Raw genomic sequence first — 12,864 nt, 5'->3', positions numbered from 1 at the left:
GCGGCCCTGTTAAAGATCAACTCTGCGGGCCGGAGCACCGCGGTCCGCCTGGCGGCGAAACGCAGCTCCCCGTCCTGCTCCGCAAGAGATCCAATTCCTCCCCGGCCTAAAGGCCGGGGTTTCCTTGGAGGCACCAGAGGTCATGCGGCACAGTCGACGGCGAGCCCAGCCACGAACTCCTCGACCAGGGCCGCCGTTTGGTGGAGGCTATCTGCGCCACTGCGAAGAGAGCGGACGAGCGATGAGCCGATCACGACGCCAGAAACGTCGACTCGCCCCACGATGGCGGAGGCAAGCTCAGGCGTGGAGACTCCGATGCCGGTCAGGATCGGGGTCGACGGAGTAAATTGCTGGACGGATTGAACGAAAGCAGCGAGACCGTCCAGGTCAATCCCAGCCGAGTATCCCGTCTGCTGGCCAGCGGCCGCGGGCGCATAGACGAACCCCGTTGCGGCTCGGCATATGTCGCCCAACTCGGCATACGACGCATCACGATTGGCGAGGAGCGGGGCGCTGATTCCGGCCTCCGCCGCTGCCGCCACCCACGCCTCAACGCGTTCCGGCGGAACGTCCGGCACGAGGCACCCCGCAGCACCGCTGGCGGCCAGCTCATCGGCCATTCGCTGCGGACCAAGAGATTGGATCGTCGACCAATAGCTCATGACGACCACAGGCGTGTCACATCGAGCAGAGACGAGCCGCACCGTTTCCAGCGTGACTCTGATGCCATCACCAGCACGAAGAACACAACTATGCGCTGCTGCGATGACCGGACCGTCGAGCCAGGGATCCGCCACTGGCGCACCCACTTCCAGCATCGCCGCGCCGCTTTCCGCAAAGGCGGCGAAGGCGTCCACACTGCTGCGGAGATCCGGATAGCCCGCCACCGAGAAGGCCCCGAGGGCGGGCTGGGGGTGCGAGAGCGCGGCGGCGAGGCGGTCGGGGGCGGTGCGGGGCATCGGTCGTTCCCTTCAAGCGGCGTGCGGCGGGCCGGAGCTGTTCACGCGGCGCGGGGGACGACGGAGGTGACCTTCATCTCGGCGCGGGCGAGGACGTCGGCGAGGTGCTGCTGGGTGTCGTGGGCGCTGTCGCCGCTGACGACGGCGTACCCGGCTCGGGTGTTGTTCGGTGTGGTGTTGGAGGGGGTGAGGGTGACGGCGTCGCCGACATCGCACAGCCACTGGAAGTGCTCCAGGTGCCGGTCGCTGCCGGGCCGCAGGTCGCGGTGGGTGACGATGCCCTCGGCGGGCGGGTAGATCATGCCGATGGCGGCGCTGCGCTGCTGAGTGGGGCGCAGGGTGGGGATCTCGCCGCAGGCGAGGGCGGCTGCGGCGAGGGGCAGGGAGATCCCGGTCGCCAGGCGTACGAGCTCGCCGATGAGGTCGCCGCCGTGGCGGGCGTTGACCTCGATGACCTTCGGTCCGTCCGCGGTGAGGCGGAGTTTGGTGTGGCTGACGCCCTGGGTGATGCCGAGCGCCTCCAGGGCGCCCGCGGCGACGGGGGCGACTTCGTACAGGAGCGGGTCGCCGGCGCTGACGCTGTGCCCGGTCTCCTGGAAGTAGGGGGCGAAGCCGACCGATTTGCGGGTGACGGCCACGGCGCTGGTGACGCCGCGGTGGGTGACGGTCTCCACGGAGATCTCATCTCCGTCGAGGTACTCCTCGACGAGCACGCCGTCTCCTTCCGGGCCCTGGTGGGCGGCGCCGGCGGAGGCGATGGCCCAGGCCGCGGGCAGGTCGGAGATCTCGTCCACACGGATGACGCCGATGCTGCCGGCGTAGGCGGCGGGCTTGAGTACGACCGGGTAGCCGACGCGTTCGGCCGCCGAGGCCGCGGCGTCCAGGGAATGCACCCAGGTGGAGGCGGCGGACGGGACTCCGGCGGCGGCGAAGCGCTGGCGGGAGGTGGCCTTGTCCCGGGCGGCGGCGACGGCCGCGAGGGTGTTGCCGGGCCGGCCGCCGAGGCAGTGGCCGAGCCGGGCGGCCGCCATCAGGTGGAACTCGTCCCAGGTCAGTACACCGGCGATGGGCCATCGCACGGCGAGGGACGCGGCGGCGGTGTTCACCGCGATCGGGTCGCTCAGATCGGCCACTTCGTGGTCAATGACGTAGGGCTTCTGCCAGGTCAGCGGGGCATCGTTGATCAGCAGCAGCGGGTAGTGGGCGGCGGTCTGCTCCAGCAGGTAGCCGCGCATGGGGCGCGGGCCGGAGCCGATCACGAGAAGCAGGGGGTGGGACACGGTGAACTCCCGGAAGAGCCGGACGGGTTGGAGGCGGGATCAGGCCGCGTGTGGTGCTGTGTCGGCCCGGGTAGCGGTCGGGCTGTCGGTGGCCGTGGGATCGGCGGCTGGACGGCTCGGGGCGTAGGAGGCGCGATGGCGCCACAGACCGCGGAAGGCGAGAGCCATGGCCGCCCCTTGCAGTACGGCGCAGGCCAGGAGCAGGCCGGGCAGGGCGCCGGCGGGAAGGACGGCGACCAGGGCGCCGGCCACGGGCATCGAGACCACGACGAGCACGATGGTCACGCTGAGCGTGCTGCCGAAGACGGCGGCGGGGATGAGGCGGGCGCGCAGGGTGCGCAGGACGACGGTGAGGGCGCCTTCGCCGGCCATGAGGACGCCGATCGTCACGGCGTAGCTGCTCAGCCCGGGCGCGAGGGCTGTGGCGAAGCAGGCCAGGCAGGCAGTGGCGGCCGCGGCGGCGCCGACCGGCCACAGGCCGTGGCGGTCGATGAGGCGGCGGCTGGCCGCGACGGCGCCCAGCGCGACGACGCCGGCCGCGCTCCAGACGGCGCCCACGGCGAGGGAGGAGGCACCGTAGGTGTGGAGCACGGTGATCGGAGCGCTGGCCTGGGCGACGGCGACGGCGAGGTTGCTGGCGATCAGGCCGGTGACGAGCCATCCCAGGGCGGGGATGGCGCGCACGGTGCGCCACCCGGTGCGCAGGCTGGCAGCGACCGACTGCCGGTCCGGGCCGTTCCCGGCAACGGAGGTGCCGGGAAGGGGTTCGGTGAGCAGAGCGGCGCTGACGGAGAGGGCCGCGACGACGGCGAGGAGGGTGGAGGGTCCGGCCAGGAGCAGCAGTCCGCCGAGCAACGGGCCGATGAGCAGGGCACCTTGGTCGATGCTGATCTGGACGGACTGGACGCGGTGGGCCTGGTCGACGGCGGCCCGGCTGGCCTGGGCGCCGAGGGTCTCGACGGCGACGAAGGAGGCCTGCGCGAGAAGGCCGCTCAGGGCGCCGACGGCCATGACCGTGGCCGTGGCGGCGGTGCCGCCGCCCGGAAGCACGAGAAGTGTGAGGGCCGAGGCGACCAGCAGCATGCCTCGGCAGGTGGTGGCGGCGCGGAAGACGCGGTCCGCACGGTAGCGGTCGACGAGGGGGCCGCCGATCGTGAATGCGGCGAGGCGGGGCAGCCACTCCAGGAGGAAGGCGACGCCGGTCAGGGCGGTGGAGCCAGTGGTCGTCAGCACCAGGAGCGGTACGGCGTACGTGGTGACGGCGGTGGCCAGCGCGTCGGCCGCGCGCATGAGCGGCGGACGGCGCAGGAAGGCTCTGCGGTGCGGAAACAGCGGCATGAGAGATCACCTGGGATGAGGACTGGAGTGAAGGCCGCGGCGCGAAGAGGCAGGCCGGGCGGGGGTGTCCCGGGCTCGGCGGCCCGGGACACCCGGAGGGGGCGGTGCCTCAGTCCGTGCACATCCGGACGTCGCGGTAGACGTACCGACCGCTGACCCAGCCCGTCTTCTTGGTGTTCTTGTCGGTGATGTAGACCCACTTCGCACCCGCGGTGGTCTTGTGCACCGTGAACTTGTGCGACTTGTAGAGGATCCCGACCGCCGTCGACTTGGTCGTGGCCTTCGAGCGGATGGTCACCGCAGTGGTGCCGTGGACCGCCCACGGGAGGTAGGGGTGGGTGGTACAGGACGAGGCGGGCACCGCGGTGGCGACCGACTGCGGCGCGGCGGTGGCCGCCGGGGCGGACAGCAGCGGCAGGGCGACGGCGGCCGCGGTGGCCGCGAGCACGGCTATGCGACGTGCAGACATGTACAGACCTCCATAAAAGGGGTGGGGTTGGGTAGGGGTATGCCTCGGCGGGAGGTCGGTGGGCAGGCACTGGACGCGGTGTAGAACACCGGCGTCGCCGAGGCATGGAAGGTGGGCCCGGCCGTGGTCAGGTCACGGCGCTTCGGCCCGGTCGCTCCGCGAGGGAGCGTTCTGCAGGGCGCGTCGCGTCGGCGGCGCGCGGTGGGGTTAGAACCAGCTGGCGGCGACCCAGCCCTTCGTGCCGTACGAGCTGCTGGACAGGGACTCGCCGTAGTACCAGCGGTTGCCGTACTTGTTCACGGCGGAGCACTCCACCCAGAACTCGCCGGCGGAGTCGAGGTGACCCTTGGACTTGTAGGCCACGCCCGGGCCGGTGCGGATGTTCGGCCATTCCAGGTTGGGGCCGATCACGGAGTGGTTCTTGTCATTCCGGGTGCACGCGCTGGAGCCGACCGCGGAGGCTGGGGTGGCGGTCGCGGCGATAGCGCCGAGCAGGACTGCGGTGGCCGTCGTTGTCATGACGGCGTTGCGGATGGCGGATCGCATGAGAAGAACCCTTCGGCTGGAGGTGTTCGCCGAGGTGCGGGGGCCGCGTCTCCAGCGGCCCCCGCCCAGGGCGGCGGACGCGCTGGGGATCTGTGGATCAGCCGTGCGAAGCCGGCTGATCGCCCTGACGGGAGCGGCGCCGCGAGTACGTCGAGGTACCCACGGCAGCGAGGCCGACAGCGAGCATTCCACTTGCCACGACGGCGAGTTCGCCACGTGACATCCAGGGGCCTTGCGGATAAGGCTTGACTCGACCTCGGTCTCAGCCGACCGCCGGCTCATCGACCTCGACCTCGGCTGCCTGCTCCTGCTCGGCCTCGGGAGCCGGGGCCTGAGCCTGCGACTCCTTGGCCGCCGCCCGTGCCTCGCGGGCGGCACGCATGGACGCGAACTGGTTGTCCAGCGCCTTGTCGTCGACCTTGAACTCGGAGGCCTCGACGGACTTGGTGTTGACCACCAGGCCAGTGCCGCGCGTCGCGGGCATCACGTTGCCCTTGAAGCCGTAGATGGTGCCGACCTCGTTGCCGTCCTTGCTCAGGATCGGCTCGGTGTTCGGACCCGCGGCCTTGACGATCTCCTCCATCTGACCGGTGGAGTACGGAGCGCCGTTGTCGTAGCGGACCTTGCCGTCCTCACCCTGAACCCGATCGGACTTCAGATGCAGGTTCGTCTGCTCCGGACCGCGCGGATCTCGAGCGTCGAGCTGGACGTCCGCGTACAGGGACTTGCCGTCCTTGGTGACGCCGTTCTTGTAGACCTTCGCGATGAGGTTGACTCCGGTCATCGCGCCCTTGCCCTTGAGACGTGCCATGATCTCTTCCTTCCGTTCGTTCCGACTGCCCTCTGACAAGTCGGCCGCGATCAGTCACATCGTCCGGACAAGGCATTGAGTCCCGCCGAACGCTCTTCACACTAATACTGCTATAGAGCACTCGACAAGACTAGACTAGTCTTTCTGTTCCCTTTGGGGGTCAGTCGAAATAGAAGGCGACTGCGAGTCGAATGCCATCCCGGCATCCACTGTGGTCACAGCCTGATCGACCTGGGCCTGGACCCGCACGATGAGACCGGCGTCCAGCGACGAAGCCTTGGACCGCCGCATCCGCTCGGCCTGCTCGCGCTCGCCGCGCAGCTCCGCGATCCGGGAACGCAACACGAGCGTGCCGGATTCCTCGTCCGTCTGCTGAGGCGTCAGCTCCCGGGAGACCCGTGTCATCGCAGCCACATCGTCCACCGGCAGATCGGGAATTGCCTCGGCTTGGCCGGACTGGTCCAGGTAGTCCATCGCCGCCAGCAGCAGCCGCCGGCGATCCCTGGTCGTCTCGACGAAGGTCTCGCGTGCCTGCGGCCCGATCGCGATGTCGGTGACGAAGTCGTATCCCAGGTGGTGCAGGTCCAGGGCCTTGACCTTGTCGAAGTCATACGCGGCACCGGCGACGGTCTTGAAGTCCGTGCTGACCTCGTCGGTCTCCGTACTCGCCTGGTCCTCGGCGCTCGACCCCACACGCAGCACCAGGCCGAAGGAAGCGAGATCAGCCCGCAGGCCGTCCAGCTTCTGGTCATAGGACTGCTTCATCGTCCGGATGCGCGCGTCCAGCACCGCCCGGCCGCGCTTGCCCTTGGTCAGAAGCCGGCCGCCGGGCTGATCGTAGATCGTCCGGCCCAGGTTCTCGGCCTCCTCGGAGTCTTTCATCCGCTGCAGGGAGGCATCCGCGCGCAGCGCCATGAGCGAGAGCAGCCGCTGGCCGTAGGTCGCCACCTCCTGCTGCTGCTGGTACCACTGGCCGGCGTCCCCGAGGAAGGGCAGGAAGTGCCGGTACTTGCTCATCAGCCGCCGGTGGTAGTTCTCTTCGAAGCGGTAGAAGTCGTAGAGCGGGCGCGAGTCCTCGGCGGCGACGTCGGCCTTCTCGGCCTGTTCCCACTGGTGCGCGAGGTCGCGGTAGACCCCGGCCCTCTCCCGGTGATGCTGCAGGCGTGAGGCGTAGCTGCGCAATCGGAAGCCGAAGGAGACCAAGTCGGCCTCGGCATTCTCGTCTTCGCCCTGCCGGTCTGCGGCGAGCACCGCCATCTGCTGGTAGTCCATCCCCATGACGTCGAGCATCGGCGTGCGCACCCGCAGATCCGACTCCGGTATGGCCCGCAGCATCTGGTAGGTGCCGTTGACGGCGCGTTCCATGATCTGCGTACGTCCCTGCTCGACCAGCTTCTGCCATTCCTCCGTGCTCAGAGACTCCGTCGCGCGGCGCTCGTTGGCATAGTCGACGATGCGTTCCATGGCCTCCGGCATCGGGGACCCGGCACGGTCGAGTTGTTCCTCCACGAGCTCGGTCACCAGTTGGTTCGCCTTGCGCATGCGGGCGTCGTTCGAGCCGGCGCGCCACAACGTTCGGTCTGCCGGCAGGCAGGCGAGCAGGAACTGCGGCAGGGACTCGGCGCGGATCTGCTTGTGCGCCCACCGCTTGATGAAGGTGGTGACGTTGCGCCGCTCGTAGCCGACAGCGCTGGCGAGATGAGCCACCGCCTGCTTCTCATCGAGCCAGGCGTCAACACCGCGGCGGAGCCTGGACTTGTGCCGGTCCAGGAGCTTGCCGCGCTGCGTACCGTTCTTCGTCACCTGGCCCCGGCCGCCGTCGACCATGGCCAGGTGGCAGTGGACGTGCTCGGTGTCGATCTGGATGACCCCGACGTAGCGCAGGTCGTCGAAGCCGCTGGTGCCCGAGCTCATCCGCTCCAGACCGTGCATGATCGCCATGCGCAGCTTCATCTGGTCGATGTGGCCGCGGTAGTCGCCGCGGGCTTCGCAGTGGAAGTCCTCGTCGATGATCTTGTGCTTGCGCAGGTACTCCTCGTCGAAGGACAGCACTGTCTTGAGCACGGTGTGTCCGGCGTCGAAGTAGTGCTGGATGTCCTTGGCGGCCGCGCGCAGCTGCTCGTCGGAGAGTGAGACCGAGCCGTAGCCGAAGGCCACGCCGCCGGCACCTTGGGCCTGGCGCATCTCATGCTTCGCCGCGCTCCGCGAGATACCGGCGCGCTCGACGGCCGACTCCCGCGCCATGTAGCGCATGATGAAGTGGTCGGTGCGCAGGCGCTGGATCGGAGCCAGCGACTCGGTCGCCTGCTCGCGGGCCATGTACCGGGTGACGTAGTCACCCGGCGTCGCACCACGCGATCCCTCGCCGCCAGGCAGCGGCACACTGAATTCGTTGATCACGATGATGTCCTGCTTCAGGCTCATCGTCGCTCTCCCTCCTGTCCCGGTACCGATGCACTACGGCCCCGGCTGCTGTTCGCCAGCAACCGGGGCCGCGCTTGTCATGCCCGCTCCGTCCTCAGGACCCCAAGCTCTGCTCGCCGTCTTCGCCGAAGTCCAGATCGGCCGCACGCTGGGACACCTGACGCTTGCGCTCGTCCAGGCTCGGGACGGGCTTGACCTCAGGTCGCCGGGTCTCCTGTTCCTGCTCCTCCCGCTCCAAGTCGAGATCCAGGTTCAGCTCGCGCTGCGCCTCACGGACCGGGACCGGGGGAGCGAACGGCTCCTCCTGCTCCTCGGCCCGGTGCAGAGCCCCAGCCACGCGCTCCCGGTAGAGGTTCTCCGTGGTGCCTTCGGTGCTCGCGCGCTCGTTCTGGTACTGCTCCCGTTCGGCGGCGATCTCCGCTTCGATCTGCTGCAGACGCGCGCTCATGCCGTCAACGACCGGCGCTGCCTCAGGCACGGGCGCTCCGACGACCTGCTTGACCTCGGTGTCCAGGCCCAGCTCGACCTCGGTGAACAAGGAGTTGATCGCGTCCGAGCGCGCCTTCAGCCCGCGCGCATCGACCACAGCCTCAGCCCGCGGGACGCCGTCCTTGGAGTGGTCGGCGAAGTAGCCCGCGAGGTCGTAGCCGCTGGACTCGAGATCGATCTCCAGGCCCCCGATGTCGTGGATCTGAGTGAAGACCACGGGCACATCGCCTTCGGTCTGCGCCCCCGACGGAGCGAGGACAAGCATGTCCGCCGTGGCCGGCAGCTCCCACTCGATTCCGGTGACCTGCTCGGGCACGGCGAAGCCGCTCGTGAAGTAGCCCTTGCTGGCGAGCACGACCAGCTGCTGGTCGTCGAACTCGTAGAAGGCGTCTACCTTCTCGCCCTGACCGGGGGAGTAGGTCACCCGGGAGATGCCGAACGGCAGGGACTTGTCCGGGGTGACCGAGCGGAGCTCGCCCGTCATGTGCAGATACGGGCGGTAGTTCTCCTCCTTGCCCCGGTGCTTGAGTTCGAGTGATTCGACCATGACACCCAGCTCGGCGGTCACCCCCTCCAGCCGGTACGTCTCCACTCCTCGTTCACGCAGGACACGGTGGGCCCATACGTCGTTCATCGTCAGTCCTGCGGTGTGCATCACTTGCTCCTCTTGCGGTTGGTCTTGCTCTGGTTGGTGGTCCTGGTCGTGGCTTTCGGTGTGACGTGGGCCCCGGTCGCCTCGCCCCGGGCGTCCCGGATCTTCGCGATCATCCGCGTTGCCCAGCGCCACATGCCGCGCATCACGACGATCTCGCCCGCGGCGAGCAGTGCGACCAGGAAGAGGAGCGGCATCAGCCACATGGCGATGGTTCCGTCCGCACTGAGCGCACCCCGGGATGCGCCCGACCGCTGGTGCAGCCATGCGCCCAGCAGCGGGATGATGACCACGGCCGTGATGAACGCCAGCAGGTAGTCGGCGAGAAGGACGATGGCCCGGAAGGACCCCGCCCACACCGCGACGGAGAACCTGCCGGCCTCCTTCTTCGGGGCCGGACGCCGCCATCCGGTGCGCAGCTTCGAGTCCTTCTGCTCCTTCACGGGCTTCGCCGTGGTCTTCTTCGCCGTCGCGGCCGTGCTCGTCGGGTCGGTCGTCTCGGTCTTCTCCAGGGTCTGGGTCGACATGTTCGTGTCCTTACGTCTCGGCGGGGTCTTCTGGGATGCGTGCTGAAGCGGTGGGCGCTTCGTTCACCCGGTCGGCTTGGGGGAGGGCTGTTCCTCGCTGGCGGCAGCGAGGGCGTCGCGGGTCTTGCTGGAGGCCCGATAGGCGTCCAGCGACGTCACCGCGCCGTCCTGAGAGGTGGAGTAGGTGAAGACCACGAACTCGCTCTTGGCAGCGCCGTTCTGATCCGGTCCGACGCGGACTGGATCGAGCCGGGCCACCCCCGTGTAGGAGTAGTTCAGGCCCTGCACCCGACTCACATCAACGTCCAGATCGGCGAGCGTGTACGTCGTCCCAACGCCCTTCGTGGCTCCGGTCGCCGTCATCCACTCCGGCATGAACTCGGTGAGCACCCGGGACTTGTGGTCGAGCAAGCCGTAGCGCGCGTCGAGCAGTACCTGCTGCTCCTTGAGGGGCCGGGTCGACGCCGAGCTGTCGGTGAGGCTGAGCAGGAGGGACCGGCCCGTCGCCCTGTCACGGTTCACCCGCTCGATGTCCATACCCGGCAGCTGAACCAGCAGCGCCGTGTGCTGTGTTGCGAGCTTGGCCTGGGCGTCGCCGAGGTTGCTTTCGAGCTTCTGAGCAACCGCATCGGCCTGGGTGTCCGACGCGGCAGGGCCGTCGCTGAGCAGGCCGGCTCCGAGCGTGACCACCGAGAGCGCGAGCAGCGCCCCGGTGCCGCCGAGCAGGATCTTCCCGGCGTGCTGGCGCAGCTTGTCCTTGATCTCCTCCATCACGGTGCCTTCACCTCCTGCTTCAGGGCCTCGCCGGTGGCCGTCGTACCGGTCTGGATGTTCACGAACGCCTTGCGGACCAGGTCGTAATCGGCGCGGGCCCAGGCCAGCACCGCCGGCCTCTCGCCCGCACCCGTCCTGGTCTCCATCGCCAGCCAGGTCACCGTGATGGCGCTGTCGTCGTTGACCAGGTAGGGCACCTGGGCGACCCACTCAAAGCCGGAGCTGAAGCTCATCGGGATCCCGACGCCGGCCGCCACGTCCTTGTCACTGGCGAGCAGGTACCACGGCCCCAGGTCCGCCTGGTGCACGGAGGGAGCGAAGTAGGGGATGAGGTTGCGCAGCGTCGACTGAGACATCGCCGTGTCGAGCGTGCCGCTGTCTGCCGCCACTCTGGGTGTCAGATAGCGGTAGTCGTTCTGCAGCTTCGCGACCTGACCAGCCGCCGTTAGGGCCGCGGTCAGACCACGCTCGGCGTCGTCGGCCTTCGGCAGCGCCGCCGTCTTCGCCTCGGTGATCCTGATCTGCTCCTGCAGAGAGAAGATCTCCGGCGCAGCCCTATCGCTCACCGCGTTCTGACCGCCGGATAACCCCGCGGAGAGTACGAAGCACAGCAGTGCGCCCACACCCATGCTCACGCCGGCCACGAGGGTGCGCTTGCGCAGGCCGCCCCCGGGCTCCGTCTGCTCAGGAGTGTCCGCGCCCTCCTGCGAGGACGCGGACGTCGCGACGAAGCGCGTCTTGCGCACTGCACCCCCACCCAACTCATCGGTCTGTGTCGATGCCATTAGTCCTCAACTCGCCGTTTCACTCGAATACCAGGACAACTCTATCAATAAGGCGAATCGAAAGGAGGTGTGGGTCATTCGGAATAGCGAGTCTCGCCACTCGCCGGGACGCCGGAGAGATTCGAGACCTTGCCCTGGGCGTCGACCGTGACGAAGAGCAGCGCGCGCCGGTGCGCCGTGACACTGGCTTTGCTCGCCTTGTTCTGGGACACCGCGTCGGAGGTGACCTCGACGTCGGCCAGGACGGCGTATGTGTAGACGCCCGCCTTGACGTCGACGACCTCGATGTCCGGATCCGCGCCGAGGGCCGAGTTCAGGCCGACCGTGTCGATGTAGTAGTAACGCCGCCCCTGGGACTCCTCGTTGAACCTCGACGAAGGCATGAACGACTTCAGGAACGTCTCGTTCTCGGTGAGGCCGAACCGGCCCTTCAGGCTCTCGCGCGCCGCCTCGTAGCTCTGTCCCGAGTCCCACGTGAAGGCCATCGAGAGCAGCGACTTGATGCGCTCACCATCGGTGCTCAGCCGGTTCTGGCTGACACCCAGGGCCGCCATAACGTCCGCGTTCACCTGCTCGGCGTTCTTCTTCTGGATGCCTGCCACCTGTTCCTCGACATCGTTGATCTGGGCTTCCTGCTCAGCCAGGGCCGCGTGCTGGCTGCTCCAGGTCACACCGGCAACCGTCGCGACGACCGTGAGGACCGCTGCCGTCACCAGGACCGAGAGGTTGCGCCGGAAGAATCCCCGCCGCGTGGGTGCTGCCGTCTGCTCCGTCATCGCTTCCCGCCCTTCTTCTGTGTGCCCGGGCCGCTGAGTTCAAGGACTCCGGACCCGGCCGGCATCTTGATCGCGGGGTTCTCGTACTGAGCCCCAGTGACGGTCACCACGAGCGCCAAGTGGCCGAAAGCCCCCGTCGTGGCGTTGCGCACGTAGCGCGCGCTCGCCCAGGCGAGCACCTCACCGCTCTTCGTGTCCCGGCACAGCCAGACGACCTTTGCCTGGTTCGTCGCGCCCGAGCCGTCCATCACGCTCAGATCGGGCATCACCGTCTCGACCTTCCATGCGTACGTGCTCGGGGCAGCTGCGTTCCGGCCGGCGTAGCGGATGTACCAGGCATGGCGCGGATCGATCTCGGTGGTCGCATCGAACGGCGTCAGCGACGAGGTGCTGTACGCCTCCTTGTTACTGACCAGGAAGGAGTCCTCGCTGAACAGCGCTGCCATGTCCCGGCGGTGCTTGATGATCTCCAGCGTGGCCCGGTTCGGGACCCCGTTGTTCGGGCTGGGCTGGACGCCGGCCTGGCGGTACAACGTGGCGAAGGTCTGCTCCCCGGTCGCGACCTTCTTCGCGTCGGCAGCTGCCGCCTCGGTGAGCTTGGACAACTGCGAGCCGGCGTCCGCCTTCATGGGCGTGGACCGGGCATCATCCAGCTGCCCCTTGAGCTGGACGATCTGGGCCTCGTTGTCCGCCGTGCTCGCCTTGAAGCTCTCGCCGGCCACGCCCGTGGCGACGACCAGGGCGAGGATCCCGACCCCCATCACTGCGGTCACGCTGCGTCGGATCAGGCGCGCGTTGTCCTCCGGGCTGCGTGTCTGGACCCGTTCGCGCTGGCGCATCGTCCAGCCCGCGAAGCGCTCTTCGAGCTCAGCTCCGGTGACCTTCTTGCGCGTCTTCGGTGCCGCGGGCTTCTCCTCGGGCATCGACCCGGTCTCCTGCTCGGGACGCGTACTCTCGGACTCGTCATGGGCTGTCGTCACGGAACACACTCCTCACTCCACGTTGCTCTCATAAACGACTCAAGTCTATCTATA

General features: G+C 68.4%; 13 protein-coding genes. All 13 read right to left on the bottom strand.

The genetic code is table 11. The annotated features are described in order from the left end of the window. Positions 1 to 140 precede the first annotated feature (140 nt). Positions 141 to 959 carry a tryptophan synthase subunit alpha gene (gene trpA, locus ACFPIH_RS45275; RefSeq protein ID WP_381184638.1) on the bottom strand — a complete coding sequence of 273 codons (819 nt, stop codon included), beginning with the start codon at positions 957 to 959 and terminating at the stop codon, positions 141 to 143. A gap of 41 nt (positions 960 to 1,000) precedes the next feature. Further along, on the bottom strand, positions 1,001 to 2,239 hold the full coding sequence (locus tag ACFPIH_RS45270) for an ATP-grasp domain-containing protein (protein WP_381184635.1): 1,239 nt from the start codon (positions 2,237 to 2,239) through the stop codon (positions 1,001 to 1,003). Positions 2,240 to 2,278: 39 nt separating this feature from the next. Next, entirely contained in the window at positions 2,279 to 3,577 is a 1,299-nt protein-coding gene (locus tag ACFPIH_RS45265) for an MFS transporter (protein WP_381184632.1), read from the bottom strand. Positions 3,578 to 3,686: 109 nt separating this feature from the next. Next, complete coding sequence (locus ACFPIH_RS45260; RefSeq protein WP_381184630.1) at positions 3,687 to 4,046, bottom strand: SH3 domain-containing protein; 360 nt, start codon at positions 4,044 to 4,046, stop codon at positions 3,687 to 3,689. A gap of 207 nt (positions 4,047 to 4,253) precedes the next feature. After that, entirely contained in the window at positions 4,254 to 4,592 is a 339-nt protein-coding gene (locus tag ACFPIH_RS45255) for a hypothetical protein (protein ID WP_381184627.1), read from the bottom strand. A gap of 262 nt (positions 4,593 to 4,854) precedes the next feature. Further along, positions 4,855 to 5,403, bottom strand: coding sequence for a hypothetical protein (locus tag ACFPIH_RS45250; RefSeq protein ID WP_381184624.1), 549 nt, complete (start codon positions 5,401 to 5,403; stop codon positions 4,855 to 4,857). A gap of 135 nt (positions 5,404 to 5,538) precedes the next feature. Then, positions 5,539 to 7,827: a relaxase MobL gene (gene mobL, locus ACFPIH_RS45245; RefSeq protein ID WP_381184622.1), complete on the bottom strand. Its 2,289-nt coding sequence runs from the start codon at positions 7,825 to 7,827 to the stop codon at positions 5,539 to 5,541. A gap of 94 nt (positions 7,828 to 7,921) precedes the next feature. Beyond that, positions 7,922 to 8,971: a hypothetical protein gene (locus ACFPIH_RS45240; protein ID WP_381184619.1), complete on the bottom strand. Its 1,050-nt coding sequence runs from the start codon at positions 8,969 to 8,971 to the stop codon at positions 7,922 to 7,924. Further along, the gene (locus ACFPIH_RS45235) at positions 8,971 to 9,495 is read right to left on the bottom strand and encodes a hypothetical protein (RefSeq protein WP_381184616.1); all 525 of its coding nucleotides are present in this window, start codon (positions 9,493 to 9,495) and stop codon (positions 8,971 to 8,973) included. Before ACFPIH_RS45235 ends, ACFPIH_RS45240 begins: the two co-directional genes overlap by 1 nt. Before the next feature lie 63 nt (positions 9,496 to 9,558). Beyond that, a complete protein-coding gene (locus tag ACFPIH_RS45230; protein WP_381184614.1) occupies positions 9,559 to 10,266 on the bottom strand; it encodes a hypothetical protein in 708 nt (235 codons plus the stop codon). Next, positions 10,266 to 11,015: a hypothetical protein gene (locus ACFPIH_RS45225; protein ID WP_381184611.1), complete on the bottom strand. Its 750-nt coding sequence runs from the start codon at positions 11,013 to 11,015 to the stop codon at positions 10,266 to 10,268. The genes ACFPIH_RS45230 and ACFPIH_RS45225 overlap by 1 nt, the downstream gene beginning before the upstream one ends. Positions 11,016 to 11,128: 113 nt before the next feature. Continuing rightward, positions 11,129 to 11,830, bottom strand: coding sequence for a hypothetical protein (locus ACFPIH_RS45220; protein WP_381184610.1), 702 nt, complete (start codon positions 11,828 to 11,830; stop codon positions 11,129 to 11,131). Further along, entirely contained in the window at positions 11,827 to 12,810 is a 984-nt protein-coding gene (locus tag ACFPIH_RS45215) for a hypothetical protein (protein WP_381184607.1), read from the bottom strand. Before ACFPIH_RS45215 ends, ACFPIH_RS45220 begins: the two co-directional genes overlap by 4 nt. Positions 12,811 to 12,864: the final 54 nt, after the last annotated feature.

Source organism: Streptomyces vulcanius (assembly GCF_042653945.1).
In the GTDB taxonomy this organism is placed as follows: Bacteria; Actinomycetota; Actinomycetes; order Streptomycetales; family Streptomycetaceae; genus Streptomyces; species Streptomyces mangrovi.
This window is presented reverse-complemented; position numbering and strand designations above follow the sequence as displayed.